14 protein-coding genes are annotated in these 21038 nt (G+C 55.9%); 9 read left to right on the forward strand and 5 right to left on the reverse strand.

The features are described 5' to 3' along the window. Positions 1-324: 324 nt before the first annotated feature. Entirely contained in the window at positions 325-747 is a 423-nt protein-coding gene (locus JMN36_RS00615) for a Fur family transcriptional regulator (RefSeq protein ID WP_012731946.1), read from the reverse strand. 394 nt (positions 748-1141) lie between these two features. Here JMN36_RS00615 and JMN36_RS00620 point away from each other — a divergent pair, with 394 nt between their 5' ends. Both JMN36_RS00620 and JMN36_RS00625 read left to right on the forward strand, forming a co-directional pair. Beyond that, positions 1142-1996, forward strand: a complete 855-nt coding sequence (locus JMN36_RS00620; protein ID WP_221923644.1) for a (2Fe-2S)-binding protein — start codon at positions 1142-1144, stop codon at positions 1994-1996. 185 nt (positions 1997-2181) lie between these two features. After that, a complete protein-coding gene (locus JMN36_RS00625) occupies positions 2182-2958 on the forward strand; it encodes a hypothetical protein (RefSeq protein WP_221923645.1) in 777 nt (258 codons plus the stop codon). A 49-nt stretch (positions 2959-3007) separates the two neighbouring features. Here JMN36_RS00625 and JMN36_RS00630 read toward each other — a convergent pair whose 3' ends face one another. After that, a complete protein-coding gene (locus JMN36_RS00630) occupies positions 3008-3778 on the reverse strand; it encodes a hypothetical protein (protein WP_204087211.1) in 771 nt (256 codons plus the stop codon). A 145-nt stretch (positions 3779-3923) separates the two neighbouring features. Between JMN36_RS00630 and JMN36_RS00635 the strand changes: the two genes are divergently transcribed. Together JMN36_RS00635 and JMN36_RS00640 are read left to right on the forward strand one after the other, a co-directional pair. Continuing rightward, a complete protein-coding gene (locus tag JMN36_RS00635; protein ID WP_221923646.1) occupies positions 3924-5180 on the forward strand; it encodes an SLC13 family permease in 1257 nt (418 codons plus the stop codon). A 710-nt stretch (positions 5181-5890) separates the two neighbouring features. After that, on the forward strand, positions 5891-8308 hold the full coding sequence (locus tag JMN36_RS00640) for a DEAD/DEAH box helicase (protein ID WP_414017591.1): 2418 nt from the start codon (positions 5891-5893) through the stop codon (positions 8306-8308). Between the two features lie 114 nt (positions 8309-8422). Here JMN36_RS00640 and JMN36_RS00645 read toward each other — a convergent pair whose 3' ends face one another. The 3 genes from JMN36_RS00645 to putP form a co-directional block, all read right to left on the reverse strand. Then, entirely contained in the window at positions 8423-8905 is a 483-nt protein-coding gene (locus JMN36_RS00645; protein WP_012731940.1) for a hypothetical protein, read from the reverse strand. A gap of 174 nt (positions 8906-9079) precedes the next feature. After that, complete coding sequence (locus tag JMN36_RS00650; RefSeq protein ID WP_204087208.1) at positions 9080-9739, reverse strand: GmrSD restriction endonuclease domain-containing protein; 660 nt, start codon at positions 9737-9739, stop codon at positions 9080-9082. Between the two features lie 42 nt (positions 9740-9781). Continuing rightward, positions 9782-11377, reverse strand: a complete 1596-nt coding sequence (putP, locus tag JMN36_RS00655; RefSeq protein ID WP_275414838.1) for a sodium/proline symporter PutP — start codon at positions 11375-11377, stop codon at positions 9782-9784. Between the two features lie 309 nt (positions 11378-11686). Here putP and JMN36_RS00660 point away from each other — a divergent pair, with 309 nt between their 5' ends. From JMN36_RS00660 to JMN36_RS00680, 5 genes are all read left to right on the forward strand, one after another. Beyond that, the gene (locus tag JMN36_RS00660; RefSeq protein WP_204087207.1) at positions 11687-14932 is read left to right on the forward strand and encodes a DEAD/DEAH box helicase; all 3246 of its coding nucleotides are present in this window, start codon (positions 11687-11689) and stop codon (positions 14930-14932) included. Continuing rightward, on the forward strand, positions 14925-16058 hold the full coding sequence (locus tag JMN36_RS00665) for a hypothetical protein (RefSeq protein ID WP_204087206.1): 1134 nt from the start codon (positions 14925-14927) through the stop codon (positions 16056-16058). The genes JMN36_RS00660 and JMN36_RS00665 overlap by 8 nt, the downstream gene beginning before the upstream one ends. A 2-nt stretch (positions 16059-16060) precedes the next feature. Further along, complete coding sequence (locus JMN36_RS00670) at positions 16061-17308, forward strand: metallophosphoesterase family protein (RefSeq protein WP_221923648.1); 1248 nt, start codon at positions 16061-16063, stop codon at positions 17306-17308. Between the two features lie 5 nt (positions 17309-17313). Continuing rightward, positions 17314-20034, forward strand: a complete 2721-nt coding sequence (locus JMN36_RS00675) for an AAA family ATPase (protein WP_204087204.1) — start codon at positions 17314-17316, stop codon at positions 20032-20034. A gap of 236 nt (positions 20035-20270) precedes the next feature. Further along, on the forward strand, positions 20271-21038 hold the full coding sequence (locus JMN36_RS00680; RefSeq protein ID WP_204088743.1) for an HAD-IIA family hydrolase: 768 nt from the start codon (positions 20271-20273) through the stop codon (positions 21036-21038).

The raw sequence follows: 21038 nt of genomic DNA on the forward strand, positions 1-21038 counted from the left end.
GCCGGTACATGGAAAGCTGCCGGGAATGCTACACCTGGAGCCTGAAAAATGCGCGGGTATATGCGCCCTCAAATAAAAGTGCGGGGGTATATGGGCAATTTTCGGCCATTTTTCGCCCATATTCCCCCGCAGTTTTCACAACCGACCCTGACATACCCCCTCAGTTTTCCGGCACACGGACACACCTTTGTCGTAAACCCCCAAGCGCTCCACCAGCGCCGCACCAACGCAGCACACAATGATAAAGCCGGCCAGAGAACTCATCTCCGGCCGGCTAATATCCGCTGTCACTGGGTGCACTCATGCACAACAAGTCATCGTGTTTTACGACTTCTTACCGTGGCAGCGCGGGCACAGGCCAAACACCTCGGCGGTGTGGCCGGTGAGAACGTAGCCGTGCTCGTCGGCAGCCTGTTGCGACCACTCTTCGACGGGACCTCCGTCGATTTCTACTGCGGCTCCGCAGTTGGTGCATACCAAGTGGTGATGGTGCGTCGAGGAGTTGCACTTGCGGTACAGCGCCTCGCCGCCGAGGCTATTGAGAACGTCGACTTCTCCGGCGTCGGCAAGTGCCTGAAGGGTCCTATACACAGTTGTGAGCCCGACGCTCTCGCCTTTATCGACGATGCGACGGTGAATGTCGCCGGCAGAGGCGAACCGAGGAAGGTCAGCGAGGGTATCTTCGACGGCTGCCCTCTGGCGGGTGGATCGGATGCCGATTGTCTTACGGCGTGGTGTCGTAGTCATGTAATTCTTCTCCTTAGTGTCGTTTGCTCGGGGCGCGAGTTGGTTGTGGTCTGGCTCGCGTTGTGGTCTGTGAGCAAACGACGCGTGTTACATCGTGTTGGGTTCTCGCCAGCGTCCGAGGGATACTGTGGTGCACCCACTTAATATTTAGTGAAATTCATATGTGAGCGTTACATCTAAATATATAAATTTTAGATTTTCCTGTATCAGAGGCCCTAACGGACGTCTGTGTACCACTCAGGTGCGGTCCATGGCGCCGGACATCTGGATGGAAAATGAATACTGCTGTGGGAGCAAATGTGTATTGGTACTGTGGAAGATGCCTCGCAGAAACAGTTGGTAGTGGTATCCAGCGTGTTTAGGAGTGTTCTCACAGTGGGAGGCGGTGTGTGGAATGGGCACTAATTCACTAGACCGGGCTTTCGCTCGGCTCATATCCCGCCAGCCGCGATTCGCACCTGAAATAGGTGGCGTATCACCCAACGGTGTTCATAGTAGACCGGATGAGGGCGCCCTGTCGAGTAATGAAAATCGTCACCCCACCGGTCCGACATCTGAGCAAGGCTTTGACCAGACTCCCGAGCAGGAGAGTGCCGGAGCGAGGTGGACCCTTTCCGACCTCGTGGACCCCAGCGTCATGACCCGCAATGTTGCCGCTGCCCAGCGCCAATTCCAGCTAGAGTCCGAAAAAGACGCGGCGCACCTGTGGCTCTACAGTTTCTGCAACACCCTCGTCGCCCCTTCGCTGTGGCTCACGGTGCAGGAATCGGTGTGCCCTAGCCCGAACATCGACGACGGGATCCTCAAGCACAGAGAAGGCATGTGGTGGAGCTTCCATCCCGGGGCGACGACAACCTCTGATCAATTCGGCGCGATTTTTGCCGACACCATCCGGCCCGTTATCGAATCCCTTTCTGAGGTGACGTCGGTCTCTCCGGCCCCGCTTCGGGCCATTGCCGTCGACGCTTTAGGAAGTGCCGCCACGGAAGCGGGCAACGACGATTTCGCTCCGGAGGAAGGGGAAGAGTGTGCCACAACGTGTGAGGACGCGTTTCGCGACGAAGCGGCGACGTGGGGCGCCCGGGTACCCCCATTCCGTTCCCAGTGGATCACCGACGCGATGGGGGAGGATCGTGTCGTCGTCGTGAGGTCATCGTGCTGCATGATGTACCGCTCGCCGATGGCGGATATGTGCACGAACTGCCCGCGTCGGGACAAAGAATCTCGGCGGAACCTTCTTGAGTTATAGATGCTGGACCCTGTGCGGAATCATCCGCCACCCGCCGGAACCCGCCACGCGACCACCCGCCGTCCGCAGCCATCTAACTTTTAGCTCACCCTATCCTTATGGCCTGTAGAAAGGCTCGGGCTCGGCGTACACTCGTGGCAACGCCTATCGCGGTTCGGCCGGCGTTGGAAAGGTAGTGGAGGGACATGAATTTCCTAGAATTGATCGCGGCGGCTCTCGACCGAGAAGGGATCGAATCCCGTATATCGGGCGAGGCCCTGTATGTCCCCATCTCGCCGGACGTGGATCTTCGTTGCGAAGAGATCAATTCAGACATTCCGGCAGCCAATGTGTACGTGGCCGTCGCTAATGCCGCGCCGGGCGACGATGCATCCGATGACGATGCCATGCTGGTCACGGCAATATTCACCGTCGAGGATGCCGTCGATACGGTCAATTTCCATGTTGCGACGGACCAAGCCGTGACGATTATCCGAGATCTTCTCGACGGCTCAGATGCGCGTATTGCGGATTTGGACTTTGAACAAGATGACGAGGATCCGACTCTGCTATCTGCGGATGTGGGGGAGTCGTCGTCCCTGGAAGTGGTGACGACGGTGGATTCCTCGTCCCCGTCCGTCAGCGTGGCGTTTGTGACATATATTGACCCCGACGACGCAGATGACACGGATGATACCGACGACTCCGACGAATCCGATGATGTCGATGACGCGGATGAACCTGATGATACCGACGACCTAGACGACACCGACCTCGATGCATCCGAGAACGACGACGATCTCTCTGACGATGACGTCGCCGTGGAAGTCATGGATCTGGGCGTATTCAAAGACTATGACACGGTTTTCAATGTGCTCAGCGTCGCTGTTGACCAAGCGGAGAATTGGGAGGCTGAGCTCATCAACTCAGCCAACGATCCATGGGGAGGCAGTGCGCGTGATCCGTGGGTGAACGAAGCGTAAGCGCTGGCTACAGCGCTACGGCACGCGCGGTACGGATACCGCACCACTGCTACCACATCAAGACTGATGCGCCACTCTTACTTTCGCAGACGGTAACATCCGCCTGGCTTTCGCACTTCAAAGTGAGCTTCTCATTGCTTACCGGGGATGTTGCGGTAATCGATAGCGGTGTCACCTGGCTCAGCTTCTTGGACCCGGTCACCTTGTTAAAAGCTTCGCCTGCAGCGGCACTAGCAAACTCGCAACTTGTGCCATCCAGCGCTGCGACTTGCTCGATGCCCTTTTTAATCGCCGCGTCATTTCCACGACTACAGACGGTCATCGTCTTGCCATTGCGGGTGAATTGCACGCCCGGGGGATAGAACGGCATACCGCTAGCCAAGGCTGGTTCGCCCAGCTCTTTGGTTGTGCCCGCTCCACGGACGTCTTTGACGTCGGTGTTCTTCTTGTCAGATCCGACGACAGCATTAAGCAGCGCGTTGTCGTTCGCAGCACCACTCTGCTTAGCGTCGGCGGGGTCTGCAGCGGAGCTAGGCGGAATTGAGGGGCCCTCGCCATTGTCCTCCGATGGAGCCGGGCTCTTTTGTGCCGACGGGGCAGCAGTCCTGGTCGACGTCGACGTGACAACGCTGGTGGAGTTGTCGTCGTCCGAGTTCGAGGAACATCCGGTGACGACGCCACACAGAGCGATGGCACAGCCGCCTGCGGCAAGTACTTTCAGCGACGTGCGTCGGTAATTGCGCCCTCGAATGGGGGCCCATTGGCCGGTTGACATGGTGGTATCTGTTGCTGTGATGGGGTCGGATTTAATGGATCGCACCCACTCGAGCGTACCGTTACAAGAGAGCCGTGGGAAGTTCACGGAGGATGCCCCGAAGTCCGCGCTTACAGTTACTGGTTTCAGTGGCACGTCTGTGATAACCGCTCACCCCTGACTTGGAGCGCACGGATGGAAGGTATCGCTCATGCCCTTTGACCAGCTACTTTCGTTGATACTCCTGGTTCTTGTGTTCTTACTGGCCATCAGTAAGAAGCTGAATATCGGTATCTTGGCCCTTGCCGCCACACTTCCTCTCGCCGTGATCGCGGGGGTTGACGCCAAGCAAGTTTTCGAGTTTTTCGACGGCAAACTTGTTGTTCTGATTGCCGGCGTCTCACTGCTCTTTGCCCACATGAAAGAGTCGGGCGCCTTGACGTGGTTGATAGTCAAAATTTTCGACGTCGTGGGGGACCGGGTTTACGTTTTGCCCTGGGCAGTGTTTATTTTGGGCGCTGCATTATCGACGGCGGGCGCTTTCGCTACCGCACCGATTGCGCTATTGGTGCCGATGGTGGCCTATGTGTCGTCGCGAACGCGCCACATGTTCTTCATTAACGAGCTTGCTGTGATTATTGGGGCGAATATGGCTGGTCCGTCGCCGTTGAACCCCGTCGGCGCTCTGATTAGTTCGATCGCTGCGGATCACAATGTATCCTACTCCAAGTGGGGCGTGTGGGCCGTCGCGATGGTGACCGCGGTGGTTGCCGTGGCTGTGCTCCAAGTTATTTTCACTGCAACGAAGTGGGGCCGTGCTCGCGCGAATATGAAGCCTGAGCAGGTCGTCGAAGGCGCAACCGATGATGCTGTGGAGCGGCCGGTTTATGCAATGTGCTCGGGCCTCGCCTTGATCATGTTCGTGGTCTGCGTGATTGCCTTCGGCTGGGATGTTGGATTGACCGCGATGGCGATGGTCGTCATTTTGCAGCTGGTCTTTAACCCGCCGGAGAAGGCGCTGCTGAAGACGGTGCCGTGGAATGCCATCATCCTGTTGACTGGTTTGCTGACGTATCTGGGTGTCATGAAGCACATTGGCACGATGGATTCGATCCAGCATGGCATGTTGTCTATCGGCAGCTCGGCCCTGCTTTTGGCCGCGATCGTGTACTTGACCACCTTGTTGTGCAATATTGAATCCTCGACGTTGGGCGTGTTGGGGCTTGCGTTGCCGATTGCGATGTCGTCGTTCCCGGGGAACGAGCATATGACGTGGGTGATTGCCGCGATTGCAGCCCCGGCGGCGTTGATGGTGGTCAACCCTGTGCACGTCGCCGGCACCTTGGTCGTCGCCCAGGTGCAGGAAGACAAGCAGAATAGGACGTTCCGTTTGTTGTTGAGCTTGGCGATTTCCATGGGCGTGATTGCCCCGCTCTTGCTGCTGATCTACCCGATGATGGTGGTTTAAGGGCCCTAGTCGCCCGAGCCACCACGCCCGGCTACTATGCCGACACACCACGCGTGCCACCAGGTCGAATCGCTTTTTTCTGGCCGGACGCGTAACCTGTTGGGGACTGAGCGCACCGGCTGGAGCCCACGATTCTTGCGAATAGGCACCTGCCTCACCTGCGTTTGGGTTCCGACGGGATGGCTTCACAAGGTCCGCCCGTGGGAGTGTGATAGCTGCTTTTCCATCGTCGCTGTTGAGACAGCCGGTGACCAATGAGTGGCTATCGTGATGTGAAACGTTGTTGAGTACCGACGAATACCGTTACGTCCTCACTCGTGAACCTCTGAGCTGTGTTCACCGTTCTACTTCTTGTCGACGCTGACCTTCTTCCCCTTACTACTGTTGCGATCTTTTGCGCTCTCGGGCGACCCTCGGGCGAATTGCGTGACAGAGCCTTCTGGCGAAGTCGAGTGTGAAAGCTGTTGGCGAAGAAGTGCGGTTGAGTGTCCAGCCCGGTTGAGAGTTCACCAGTGATGGTCTCCGATGAAGTTACGCGCGTTGGATGTGAGCGTTGAAACGGATATGTCGGGCAGAAAATAGATGGGTAAAAATATATGGCTGACGAGCCCAGCACCCCGACCGACTTTGAGACAGACTCCGTTAAGGGAGGCGAGAGCGCAAGCTCCGCAATGGGAAATGAGAGTGAAGGCCCGACGCAGGGCACTGACATGAGTGTGAATGAGAATGTGGATGAGCAACGCGGCGCTGAGGATGATGCGTTGACGTTGAACGACGTGATCTCCGCTGATTCGGTGGATGATTCGAAGAATAAGTCTGAGCCGACGACGAGGTCAGACTTGGCAGATAAAGCAGATGAGGCGCACACCGCTCCCAGTGATGACAGCGGTGAGGAAGACCGCACGGAGGATGCACCTGAGCAGGAAGGCGTCGAACAGGACAACTCCACGCCGGAAAGCGCCGAGCAGGAGAGCGCCAAGGATGGCGAATCTGAGAACGCCGACGGAAAGACCAACGAGGACGCGTCCGGTAAGGAATCGTCGGAAAAAGAAAACGCTGACAAAGAGGCATCCGATTCCGATGATGACGAGGACGATGGCCCGTCCTTCGACGACCTTGATTTGAGTGATGACGTCGTCCGTGCTGTGAAAAAGGTCGGGTTTGAGACCCCATCGCCTATTCAGGCGGCCACGATTCCGATTCTCGCCCAGGGGCGGGACGTTGTCGGCCTAGCTCAGACCGGTACCGGTAAGACTGCTGCGTTCGCGCTTCCGATCTTGTCGCGTTTGGACCGGTCGCAGAAGAAGCCTCAAGCATTGGTGCTGTCGCCGACGCGTGAGCTCGCGCTGCAGGTGGCAGATGCATTCCAGGAATTCGCTGACCATTTGGGTGGCGTGCATGTCCTCCCGATTTATGGTGGTCAGTCGTACGGCATCCAGCTGTCGGGCTTGCGGCGTGGAGCCCACATCGTGGTGGGCACGCCCGGTCGCGTGATTGATCATTTGGAACGCGGCAGCCTGGATCTTTCTGAGCTCAGGTACCTCGTCTTGGATGAGGCGGATGAGATGCTCAACATGGGTTTCCAGGAGGACGTTGAGCGTATTCTCGCTGACACTCCGGAGCATAAGCAGACTGCGTTGTTCTCTGCGACGATGCCGGCGTCGATCCGTCGGTTGTCAAAGCAGTACCTGGAGGATCCGCGTGAAGTCACGATTAAGTCGCAACAGCGCACGGCGGACAACATCCACCAGCAGTATTTGCTGGTCAACCACCACTACAAGCTGGACGCCTTGACTCGTATCCTCGAGGTCACCGAGTTCGACGCGATGATCATGTTCGCGCGGACAAAGCAGAACACCGAGGAGCTCGCGGAGAAGCTTCGTGCCCGCGGGTTCTCTGCCGCCGCGATTAACGGTGACATGGCGCAGAATCAGCGTGAACGGACCGTCGATCAGCTGCGCGATGGTCGCCTGGACATTCTGGTTGCGACGGATGTGGCCGCTCGCGGCTTGGATGTGGAGCGCATTTCCCACGTCGTCAACTATGACATCCCGCACGATACGGAGTCATATGTGCACCGTATTGGGCGTACAGGCCGTGCGGGGCGTTCCGGTGAAGCGATCTTGTTTGTGACCCCGCGTGAGCGGCGCTTGCTGAGGTCCATCGAGCGTGCCACCAAGTCCTCGATTGAGGAAATGCAATTGCCGACGGTTGATGAGGTCAATGAGACTCGCAAGGCGAAGTTTGCGCAGTCGATCACGGAGTCCTTGGCGGACCCGCAGGTTGATTTGTTCCGTGGCCTGATCAACTCCTACGCCGAGGAGCACGAAACACCGCTGGCAGATATTGCTGCTGCACTCGCAACGCAATCGCAATCGGGTGATGAATTCCTGCTAAAGGAAGACACCATCCGACGCAACGATCGTCGCAATGATCGACGCGGCCGCCGGAATGACCGCGAACCCGATACCCGTAGCTTGAACGAGCGCTTCAGCGGTAAGGAGCCCCCGCGGTTCACTGATCGCACGGGTAAAGAAATGGCTGTGTACAAGATCGCCGTGGGTAAGCGCCAGCAGGTTCGGCCGGGTGCGATTGTGGGTGCCATCGCGAACGAAGGCGGACTCAACTCCCGTGATTTCGGTAAGATTTCGATCTTCTCGGAGCACTCCTTGGTTGAGCTCCCCGCGGATCTGCCGATGGAAGTTTTTGAGGCATTGGAGGACACGCGTGTGTCCGGCCAGCTCATTAAGATTGAGCCGGATCCGGGTGCGCCGGCAGGTCGGCCGGGTGCACACAAGCGGGATCGCCAGTCGGGTGATCGACGTGGCGGCCGGTTCAATGATCGTGGTCATGGTGACCGTCGTTCACGTGGTCGTGATGGTGGTCGCGGTTTCAATGACCGTGGATTCCGTGGGCGTGGCCGTGACGATCGGGGCCGTGATGATCGCGGTCGCGGTGGTCGCGATTCATGGGATCGCGGAGACCGACGCCGCGACGGTGGTCGCAATGATCGTCGTGATGGGGGTCGCAATGATCGGAACCGTGGTGGCCGTGATTGGAACGGCCGAGGTGGTCGTGGTTTTAACGATCGTGGTTTCCGTGGTCGTGGTCGCGACGACCGGTACTAAACCGGCAGTTGGGCGGGACTGAACCCGCCCTGAACCAGTAATAAAACAAAACCGGAGGCCGGCAGCATTGCGCTGTCGGCCTCTCGCAGTTATACGTCCTATGGCGCCAACGACTTAAGGCCGGAAGAACATCAAGATAGCGGTGATAACCCACAGGGCGTTGAAAATCCCGGAGAACATGTTGAGCATTCCCGGCGTCTTATCCCATTGTGCGGGCGGAACCTCGTCAGGTTCGATGTCGTCGGCTTCGTCGAGAAGATTCAGATCAGCGATCAGGGTCCTTTGCTTAGGGACGATCACGAAGAAGAGGATTCCCCACCCAATCACCGTCAGCAATATGCCGGTGTGGATGAAGTAGTTCTTGAGGGCACCATCGACGGTAAAGAGGGCACCAAATCCGATAAGGGGAACGAGCAAGGACCACAATCCGTAGGCTTTGGTGATCGAGTGCAGCGATTGGGCTCGGCCTCGCGCTAACTCATCACCGTTATGCGCTGCTTGTGCAGCTTTGGGGAATTGTGAGGTGGCTACCATGACAGGGCCGATCAGGATGATCGCCGCAATGACGTGGATAAGCACCATGAAATGTTCAGGCACGATGTGTCCTTTTCTTTGGGGTCAGGGGTCGTCAATGAATACGTCGTCAGTTAATAGGGTACCTGCCAGCGAGTAGTGGCCGGTCGAGGGGTCGATGACATGACACGAAGTCAGATTCGACGTTGAGCGTGGTGGCGTGGCGATGCGCTGGCCCCGGTGTGCTGTTTGGTTTTCTCAACAGGCCTCCCGAAGCGCGCTCGCGTCCCGTTGAGTCAGCGCGAGATCGTACGCGACAATCACCTTGGCGTAGGTAGTGGCGTACCAGCAGGCTTGTCGTGTGCTCGGCGGCATCCATTCTTCCGGCGTTTTGTCGCTCTTTGTCCTGTTCACATGTGAATCGGTCACCACCAGATTCCGTTTCCTGTCATTGGCAAAGCTCATCCGTTCCTCGCGCGACCACCGTGCCGCACCCAGGTCCCACGCGGCAGCGAGTGGCACGATGTGGTCGATGTCGATAGACCCGATGGTGAGGCTCTTCCCTGTGTAGGGGTCGAGTCCATGCCCGCCGACAACGTCACAGGTGTCAGCCGTTTTTATGTCATCAAGTTGTTCGCGAAGAACATGTTGCCGGGTCGTGCACCACGTGCCTTGTGGGGTAGGGGATCGCGCCCACCCATCCCCGAACTTATCGCGCTGATACCCCAGAATTGTGGTCCGGTAGTCAATAATTCGTGCCGACGACAGAAGCGCGTCCAAGGACCGACGCTCGTTGGTTTCGGGGCGATGCTTAATGGCGACGATCGTTGCAAGGAAGAGCCCACTGACCAGGACGAGAGTGACGACGCTGAGCCCGCGTCGGCAATAAGTACGCGGAGATGAAAAAACGTGGAGCACGTCTGTTTAGACGCACTCCACGTAGTGAGGTTCCAAGGAAAACTAGGCCTTGATGTTGCCTTCCTCGATCTTTTCCTGAGCTGTGGCGATGTTCAGCTCGGGGTTGGCTTCCGCGACACGGGCGAGGCGGGAGGCCTCGTCGAAGCCGTCGGTGATGCTCTTGTCAGGTTCGGGCGTCGCCAAGGTCACGGCGATCATAGCGATTGTGCTGCAAATGACGCCTGGGATCATCTCGTAGAGTCCGTTGCCGAACGGGGTGTCAACGATCCACTGGCCCCAGACGAAGGCCACGACCGCACCAGTGACCATTCCGGCCAGAGCACCCTGGTAGTTCAGACGACGCCAGTACAGTGCGGCCACCACCATCGGGCCGAACGCAGAACCGAAGCCGGCCCAGGCGAAGGACACCAGGTTGAGGATCTGGCTGTTCGGATCCAAGGCCAGCAGGGCGGCGACGACGGCCACCATGATCACTGCAGCGCGGGAAAGGTTGATCAACGTCTTGTGGCTCGCGTTCTTGTTGATCAGCCCGTTGTAAATGTCCTCAACCAGCGCAGAGGAGACAACGAGCAGCTGGGAAGCGATCGTCGACATGATAGCCGCGAGAACCGCCGTCAAAATAAGACCAGCGATCAGCGGGTGGAACAGGATCTGTCCCATATCCAGGAAGATCGTCTCGTAGTTGACGGTGTCGTCGATGTGGATTGAGGGGTCCTGGCCGAAGAAGGAAGGCCCAATGACGGCCACCATGGTTGCGCCGATGATGCAGAGGGACATCCACACAACGCCGTAGCGACGTCCGGATCGTGCCTCAGACGGCTTACGCAGAGCCATGAAGCGAACAATGATGTGTGGCTGTCCGAAGTAACCCAAGCCCCATGCCAATCCTGAGATGGCGGTGACGAAGGACACGCCGTTGAACAGGGAGAACCAGTGGGGGTTGGAGCTCAGTGCTTCGTGGAAGCCGTAGTTGTGCTGGGTCTGGTAGGTCCAGATTGAGCCGGCGTCGTGCATGTGCAGCAAAGCGAAGGTGGGGACCAGGATCAGCGCGATGAACATGATCAGGCCCTGGACCGTATCCGTGTAGGACACAGCCAAGAAACCACCGATGAAGGTGTACGCAACGGTCACGCACGCAATGACCAGCATGCCGACGAGGTAGTTGCCGCCGAAGGTCGACTGGAAGTACTTGCCGCCTGACACCATTCCCGACGCGACGTAGAAGGTGAAGAAAACCAGAATGATGAGGCCAGCGGCGATGCGGAGCGCATGGCTCTTGTCGTTGAGCCGCTTTTCCAAGAACGACGGAATGGTAATGGAGTTATCGGCGATCTCTGTGTAGGAACGCAGTCGTGGTGCTGTCCACTTCCAGTTGGCCCAACAGCCGATGAGGAGGCCAATGGGCATCCACAGCTGGCCGAAGCCCGACACATACATGGCGCCAGGCAGCCCCATGAGGAGCCAGCCGGACATGTCCGACGCCCCGGCAGAGAGTGCGGCGACGAACGGGTGCAGGCCGCGCCCGCCGAGCATGTAATCGTCGTATTCATCGGTTTGGCGGAACGAATACAGACCTATCGCAAGCATGGCGAGCAGATAGATCACCATGGCGATAATGAACCACGTTTGTTGACTCACAAAGACTCCTCGGTGGTTAGCGTGCTGGGACAGCAGTTCCATCAATCATGAACTGCTACGAATAGGGACAAAGAATACAAACAAATACGAATAGAAAAATTGGGGATTGATAAAAGAGCGTTTTCAGGGTGTCACGGATAAGTAGGCGTATCAAATCCGGCGGGCAGTTTTGCCCACACTGATCCTTAGTTTTTTTCGTGGTTTTCACGTCGTTGTCACGTGGTTTCGCCGATTCTATCGAAAATATGTTCGACGGTGTTGTGTAGATGTTTCGACGGCTTGTCTCGTGGGCCTGGTATCAATGAAACCATGACTGCGTATCTTCTCCATGTTTTGTGGCCGGTGCATTCCGGCATGCATGTGTGGGTGGAGGAGACCGATGGTCACAAGGTGGTGGCTAATTATTCTGACCTGCCACGTGACCAATTTCCGCAGGTCATTCTGGATGCGTTAACCAATCGTGGGCGGCGGACGGTGGCGCCGCGGCGTGCGAACGCTGTGCTATCAACGCCAAAAGGGCGGCTCCGCGAGTTGACAATCCCGACAGTGGAGTTCACTCCGGATCAGGCGGTTGATTTCCTGATAGCGCTGGCCCGGTTGCAGGACAATGATGAGCTTCCGGAAGACGTGGGTATCGCGCCGGAAACGGAATTCGTGCTCACCCTCTTGCGCGGATTGGAAAAGCTCCGCATGTCGGGGCGTGTCCTCTTTCGAATGCAGTGGGTTGACCAAGAATGGATTCCGATGTGGCAGCCCGCCGTCGGCATGGCGGAGCGTGTCTGGCTGGCCCAGATGGTTGAGGCAACACCAGAGGTGCTAACGCTCTCCGGCGGCCGTGATCTCGCTGAACGAATTTCCGTCCCACTTATCGACGCCTTAGCACGGCGGACGTTGGTCTCTATGCCCGATCAAGAGGAGATTGTTCAGCCTTTGGTCCGCTCACTTATTGACGGATCACCGTTGGATCGGGCGACCGGGTCGATGGTCGTCGATATCAATACGTGGCGTAGCAAAATGTCGTCGGAAAGCTATGACCTCATCTTTATTGTCCATGAACCCGACGATGTGGAAACGGAAGAACCGCGTTTTAATCCCGCGGATCCGCGTGCCGCCCGCGGACTGGCCGAAGCGGACATAGTCCGCGATGAAGGCGCTTCCCGGCTCATCGATACAACTGACGACGTTCATGACTTCGGTGCCACTGCTACTGGACCTGAGCCTGAAATTCAGTGGAGAATCCGTTTGGCTTACCGCTCGGGTACCGACGCGCCCGCACCGATCCCGCAGCCGATCAATGACCCTGCTCTTCGCAAGCGTGTGGACGAGCAACTAGAGCGGGCATCCCATGTGTGGCCGCAACTCGCCACATATGGCATTGATCCTGATACGCGCGACTACCTTTTATCCACGAACGACATTGTGGAATTCATTGACCGGGGTGCAGATGCGCTTCGGCACATAGGGTTCCGTGTCCTCGTTCCGGCGCCATGGACAAAAGAAAAAGTCCGAGTGTCGCTGTCAGCGCAGCCCGCGGTGGTGAACGGTCCGGGTGACGCGAAACTGGGTTTCGACCAGCTCTTGGACTTCTCATGGTCCGCATCTATGGGTGGCACCCAACTATCGCCCGCGGAGGTAGATGACCTCCTGCAATCCAGCACGGACCTCGTCAACATCCGAGGGAAATGGGTGCAGGCAGATACGCGCGTGCTCAAAGCGGCATCGAAGCACTTATCATCCCTGGTAAACAGGACTTCTGGCAAGGACAACAGCGGTACCGACGAGAGTCAGGTAACAGTAGGCCAGCTACGTCATGCTACCGACGAGATTCGTCGCGATCTTCGTGACGATGGTGAAACAGGATCAATTATTGCCGACGGAATAGCCGCGTCACCTGGCGACGGTGACGAGGATCCCGACGATCCTAACGCGGACGACGCCAGCGTGATGGTGGAGGCAGCGACGTGGATTAGTGCGCTTATCGGGGTGAATAAAGCCATTGCGCCTCAGCGCATGGATACGCCGTCGGGCATCACTGTTGAGCTGCGAGAATATCAGCGTCGAGGTTTTGACTGGCTCGCGTGGATGACGTCGCAACATCTTGGCTGCGTGCTGGCTGATGATATGGGCCTCGGAAAAACACTGCAGACACTGACGCTCTTAGCCTATGAAAAAGAAAATGCGGTGCCCTCAGGGCCGGTCCTTGTTATTGCTCCGACATCAGTGATTGGGAACTGGATTGCGGAGGCAAAAAAATTCGCGCCGGGCCTGAGCACCTACTTACACCACGGTCCAGAGCGGCTCGAAGGTGAAGCACTGACGGACAAGATCGCCGAAACCGACCTCATTGTCACCACCTACTCCATTGCGACGCGTGATCAAGAAGTTTTAGGGAGGACGTACTTTCACCGCATCGCTATAGATGAAGCCCAGCAAGTGAAGAATCCCGGAACGAAGAATGCGAAAGCAGTTCGGACCCTGCAGGCATCTCACCGGCTTGCGCTGACCGGCACACCCGTCGAAAACCGGTTGGATGAGCTGTGGGCAGTGATGGATTTTTGTAATCCAGGCCTCTTTGGGAAACGTAACGAGTTTCGTGACCGATACTCGATCCCCATTGAGCGATACCATGACGACAACCTCACAGCGGACTTAAAAGCGCTCACGCAACCATTCATTCTCCGGAGAGTGAAGACCGATCCCGCTGTTGTTGATGATCTTCCCGAAAAGAACGAAGCCGTATTGGTAGCAGAGATGCTTCCGCAACAGGCGAGCTTGTATAAAGCCGTCACGGCCACAGTGGCTAAGGAACTCGAGTCCAAACAGGGAGGAATGGATCGTCGTGGCCTCATATTTAAGCTGCTCACAGGGTTAAAGCAGATATGCAACCACCCCGCGCAGTACCTGGGGGACGATTCGCCATTCTTGGACGGATCCCACCATCGCTCCGGAAAAGTCGCCACCGCCGAACCACTCGTGGATGAAGCGCTCCAGCAGGGGCGAAAGGTGCTGATCTTCACGCAATTCGTCGTGTTCGGGAATATGCTCAAGACATATTTCAACAACCGATATGGAATTGACGTGCCTTTTCTTAATGGCTCGGTAGAGAGAAAAGAACGGGACCGCATGGTGAACACTTTTAATTCCCCGGCGGGCCCGCCGATCATGATTCTGTCTCTCCGAGCAGGAGGAACCGGCCTGAATCTCACCGGAGCTAGTGTTGTTATTCACATGGATCGGTGGTGGAACCCAGCCGTCGAAAATCAAGCTACTGACCGTGCGTATCGCATTGGCCAAGAACACGACGTCAGTGTGTATAAGCTAATTAGTAAAGGAACGATCGAAGAAAAAATCAACGATATTATCGAAGGGAAACTCCAGCTGGCCAGCGCCGTTGTCGGCACTGGTGAGGCCTGGATTTCCGAGCTGTCAGACGATGAGCTTCTCCAGTTGGTCGCCATGAAGGAATCCACAAAGCCTATTCGGTCCGAATACACCAACGCTCGGGCGCGGCATAGCCTGCCAACGACCAGCAATGCCGGGAGACATCATGAGTGACACACCAAATAATCACTCGCGATCGGGCGATAAGCGTCGCCGTCTCACCGTCGACGATAACGTTATTTACCTAAACTTCGGTCGAAACCGGGAAACCGCTGACGCAGATAAGGAAGAGACCGCGACCCCTAATCGACGTGCGCGTCAATCTCAGCACGGGGGATCTGCGACGTCAGTGAACCGACACTCAGGGGGAAAGCGACGCTCTAGTTCTCGTCGTCCTCGTCGCCGCGACGACCGCAGTGCGCACCCGTGGCCAGCCTCAGTAATCATGCGTCAACTCGATGACAATACCGAGGCCGGGAGGAAGAAGCGGGGCCGCGATTACTTCCGGCAGGACTCCGTCCTGCGAGTGGACGTCGAGGATTGGCAGATAGTCGCGCAGGTGATGGGGTCTCAGCCGGAGCCGTTCACCATTCATGCGTATGTTCCGCATGACCCCGATGCCGTCGACCACGCTATTAAGTACCTGGCCGACGATGACCAGGCACACGACAGTTTTGTGCATGCACAGGAAGACCGTCGCCTCGAAAGCATGCTGTTCCCGTTCGATGATGCACGGTGGTCATGCAGCTGCCCTGACCCGGACCCGTGGTGCAAACATATCTATGCCGTTGGCCTATATCTGCAAGAGCGGTTTACCAGCGACCCTTTCAGTATTCTCCGCGTGGCCAACACCACCGTAGCGGACATCTCGCGACGAGTTCATCAGGCCCAGGGATACCCAGAGACTGGACACGGGACGTCGTCATCGACTCCGGATCTCCCCAGCTCTGATGCATTCGGACAGAACAACGCAACAGCGCGACGTGGATGGGATGCAGGTGGAGGCAATTTGTCTGCTTATGGCGTCGATGGCCAGCAGACCGACCCCGAGACGTTTTGGGGCGTGCCCACCAACTACCCGGCTCCGCCGGACATGAAGAAAACATCGGCCCTGGAAGACCATGACCAACAAGCCCTCATGAAAGTTCTCAGTTGGGTTTCCTATGGGGCGGTGGGGCAGCTCAGCGCACGCAGTGACCTCGAAGATGCTTATCATCACCTCATGAGCGCACCGCCAGAAATGGCTCACCCCGACGAACAACAAGAACACGCAGATACGACACCGGATGACGAAGGATAATTATGGCTCCCTCACACTCTCACCCCGAGAAAGTAACACGCACGATTAACCACGGGCATTCCTCAGCGCGCGGTCATGCTCGCATTCTCCACACCTCAGACTGGCAGCTCGGAATGGAACGGTGGTTCCTGAAAACAGACAAAAGCACGAATAACGACGACGGTGGCCTTGATTCCCAAGCGCTCTACACGCAAGCTCGGTTTACGGTCATTAAGCGAATGGCAGATATAGCCCATGACCGGCAGTGTGATGCTGTCGTTGTCGCTGGAGACGTCTTTGATTCGCCGCAGGTAGAGGAGCGCATACAGAGCCGCTTTATTGAGGCGATTGAACGCTTCGCTCCGATCCCCATCGCGTTTTTACCTGGTAACCATGATCCCTACCAGATTGGGAGCGTGTGGAACTCGTCATTTGCTAACCGCATACAAGAGGCGGGTGGAATCATTATTTCCGACAATTCCATCCACCACCTTGGCGGTATTGAAGTTGTAGGAGCACCGCTGACCAGCAATAAACCAACTGAAGATACGGTCTCGGCTGCCTTACGCAGTCTTGAACCGTCTTCCGGGGTCCGGGTCCTGATAGGACACGGTCAGCCCCGACGGGATTGGTATGAGTCTACGGCTCACGCAGATCACGCGGTCGACCTGGACAACGTTGATCAAGCATTAAGTACTCATAAGGTCGACTACATCGCCATGGGAGATACCCACTCCGTAGAAGAACTCGATGACCTTGGAGGTATGTGGTTCTCCGGATCCCCTGAGCCAACTGATTTGGACGATCGTGAACGAGACTCCGGATACTGCTTAGTTGTTGATATTGATGTCGCCGATGGAACAACGACGTTGACCGTTGATCCTGTCCATGTGGCCGAGTGGTCCTTCCATTCCGATGTGCGCGAAGTGAACACTGACGCAGATATAGAACAATGGTTTTCTGATCTCAATGACATGCGTGACGCCTCAACGACCGTCGTACGAAGCACGCTCTCCGGAAGAATCAGCCTTGAACAAGATAGCCGGATAGAGCAGTACAGACAACGCTTAGCTTCTAAGTTCGCGGCCTTTTATGACCATGAGGGTAAAACCAAACTCAGCATTGTGCCGGATTCCCTCGATGCAGATGCCTTTAATTTACACGGGTATTTTCGGAAAGTTCTCGACGATCTTGATCCTGAAGACGATACCGATAGGGAAGCGCTAAGAATTCTTTACCAACTTAATCAGAAGTATCAGGAAAGCGAGTAATCGTCATGAAAATTCACAAAATTGATATTAGTAACTTCCGTACTATCGACCACGTTACTTTAGAATTCCCGGACACTGGTGTAACAGTGATTTCTGGACCGAATGAGGTGGGGAAATCTAGTGTTGTTAAAGCACTGACGATGTGGAAGTCTGCCACGTATTCAAGCTCAAAAGCGGAAGTTAAAGCTGCCAAACCCGTGGACAAGGATGTTGCTCCCGAAGTTACCGTGGAGATGACCGTCGACGGACAGCACTTCTCGATGTACAAGAGATGGCTGAAAAACTCTCAAGCAGAACTTACGATTCTTAGTCCACAGCGAACAAGCAAAACCGGAAAAGACGCAGAGAAATGGGTTGAGGAGGTGTTTTCCTCGAGCGACCAATCATTGCCTTTTGACGCGTTGACGGTCAGTCAGGCCAGTGGGACATGGGATTTCCTCGATGTCGGAAACTATGCTGCACTCGAAAACAGTCTCTCCGAATCTGATGGGACTGACGATAGCGACGCGGTTGGTTTGCGAGGAGGCATTAAGAGTGAGTTTGAAAAATACTTCACAGCAGCCGGCAAACCGCGAGCAGGTGTGCATAAGGACGCTATCAGTGGGTATGAAAAGGCAAAGAAAGATGAAGAAGATGCCGAGCAAGCTGCAGAAAAATTAGCGAATTTGCGAGTAGAGTTGGAGAGAATCACCCACAAACTCGACGACAATAAAAAAACACTTATCGACGTGGGTGTGCTACTGGATAGTGCGCAAAACGAAAAAAAGAAAATCGATGAGGCTCAAGCGAAACTGAAGCAGGCGGAACAAGATCGGAAAGACGCTGAAACTGCGCTCCAACATCAGCGAGAGTTAAAGCAAAGTCGGACGCAGCTTCGCGACGACTTTGCCGAACGCAAGCAGCAGGCAGCGAAGGCAGAAGAAAGATATAACCAAGTAGCAAAACAAGCTGAATCCTATGAGGGGCGGCTCAAAGCTGCTCAAGATACGTATGACGATGCGCAGCGGGTTAAAACGTGTGCGGATTTAGAGTTGGACAAGCTCAAAATTCACAGAGATTGGGCAGAGGCCACGAAGGGAGTCGAACAGGTTCGGGCCAAGCTACTCTCAGGAGATGCTGCTAACCAGCGTCGACGAGAAGCTGAGAGCAAACTCAATGACGCCTCATCCACTATCGACGATGACGCGTTTGATGATTTGAAAAAGAGTCAAGAGGCGTGGCGTAACCAAGAAGAGGCCTTAGGCCTTGCGGTAGGGACTATCCATATCGAGGGTCCTGACGGGGACGACGCTGTAGGGGAATACCCCATGGATAGGCCCCAGCGCATTGAACTAGGGGAATACACACTGGAAATCCGCCCCTCTGCTGAAATGAGTGACCGAAGGAAAAGCGTCGATTCCGCTCACGAGATCTTCAAAGGCTTGTTAAAAAAACATGGGTTGGAATCCTTTGATGACGCCGAACAACGTCATCATGCCTATGCCCAGGCTCGCAATGAACGTGATGCCGCACAGCGTGATCAAGAAATAGCATGGGGAAACCAACCACGTGAAGCCATAGAGGCGAAGCTACAAGAGCTGAGTCATTCTGTCGACGACTGTGAAGAGCAGTATCAAGAACTCCTCGATCGGGAGGAACAGAGTGCTTCTGGCCATGATTCAGATGGTGACCTTACATCCACAGGGCGAGCTCATGAGGTGTTAAAAGTTGACGGTGCGCCGTCGAGTGAGGACATTCGTCGAGCTAAGGCGGATAGGGACCGTTCAGAGCACGCGTATAATGTGGCACACCGCGAACTGGAGAAACTTCGTCAAGAAGATGTGTCCGCCCAGCTATCGCGTGAGAAAGCCAATCGCGATTCGGCGAACAAAGAACGCGACAGAGCTTTAGAAAAGTTAGCCGAAGCGCAGGCGGCTCTTTCCGACGAGGTTCTGGCTAATAACTTCCACGAAGCGGAAGAGCAGTGGGATTACCGACGTGACGCATACGACAAAGCTGTCCGAAATCTCAAGGCCCTTGACCCCGAGCAGAACACTAAAAAACTCGAGGACGCCAAACGTCGAAAACGAGCTCTTGTACAGGCAATCGACAGCTCGAAGGAACAACAGAGCCATCTTCGAGGACTGATTGAAGGATTCGGGTCGCCTGATGCAGATCTTCAGGAGAAAAAGACGATCCTCAAGCAAAAAGAAAACACTCTCAAGGCTGTCACGATGCGAGCCAACGCTATTCGCCGCTTGTATGAGCTGGTGGAAAAGCACTACGAGGATGCGAAGAAAGAGTACCTCGAGCCATATATCAACCTACTTACTGAGAAGGCTGGTCACGTTTTCGGCCCGGATGTGTCATTTACGTCAGAGGACGATGCCGCTCACGGCGGATCAACAGGCAGGAAAAACAGGGGTACAAAAGCCGCTAGCGAGTCGACGATCTCGAAGCGCGTCCTTAATGGTCGAGCAGTTAATCTCGCCGAGCTCTCCGGTGGTGCAGCCGAGCAACTGCAAATCATCCAGCGCCTGGCAGTCGCTGAGCTGGTTGGCAATCAAAGCGTGCCTGTCTTCCTCGATGACGCCCTGGGCTATGCGGATACCGAGCGGGCCAGGAAAATGAATGAACTTCTGACGGAATCAGGAAAGAAACACCAGATCATCGTCATGACGTGTGTCCCTGAACGGTATAAATCTGTCCAAGCAGCGAAAACGATTGAAATGACCGGAACTGAGTGATTACTGGAAACTGAGTGCTGCTGGCGCAACCTCACCACGTTCTACATTGTGGATCAATACTTGAAAGGACGAGAATAGACAACATGTCAGACGACAAGAAAAATACGGAAAATGCGCGAGAAGCAGAAAGCGTGACCTCCAGTAGCGTCGATCAAGGCGAAAAGCCACGCGTGCCCGTCACCGATGTTCTCAATACTCCGCCCCAGCGCGACGACCCCATCTCTTTCCTCACAGATATGGATGGTGTGTTGGTCAAAGAAGGCGAGATCATTCCCGGCGCGGATGAGTTCCTCAATGAGCTCCGCGAAAATGACGTCGAATATATGGTGCTCACCAACAATTCGATCTATACCCCGCGCGATCTCTCGGCTCGTTTAGAGCGAACGGGGATTGACATTCCCGCCGAGCGTATCTGGACATCGGCCAAAGCCACGGCCGCTTTTCTCGCTAGCCAGAAAGAAGTCTCGACAGCGTACGTCGTCGGTGAATCCGGATTAACCACTGCGCTTCACGAAATAGGGTGGATTCTGACTGACTCGGATCCCGAATACGTTGTGCTCGGGGAAACCCGCACCTATTCCTTCGAGGCCATTACGACAGCGATTCGGCTCATCCGCCGAGGTGCAAAGTTTATTTGCACTAATCCCGATATCACGGGCCCATCGCCGGAAGGGGTGCTGCCCGCGACCGGTGCTGTTGCGTCTCTGATTCAAACGGCATCGTTGAAGGAACCCTATTACGTCGGTAAGCCGAATCCGATGATGATGAGGTCGGCCCTTCGCCGTATCGGTGTCCACTCCGAGAACACCATTATGGTGGGCGATCGCATGGATACTGACATCAAGGCCGGAATGGAAGCCGGTATGAAAACAATCCTCGTCCGGTCCGGTATTACCGATGACGACATGATTGAGGACTTCCCCTACCGGCCGAGTCGCGTGATTGACTCAGTCAAAGATCTTGTGGGGAATGTCCACGATCCCTGCGGGGAATTTGACGAGTAG

The sequence above is a fragment of the Corynebacterium pseudokroppenstedtii genome, assembly GCF_019754945.1.
Lineage (GTDB): Bacteria > Actinomycetota > Actinomycetes > Mycobacteriales > Mycobacteriaceae > Corynebacterium > Corynebacterium pseudokroppenstedtii.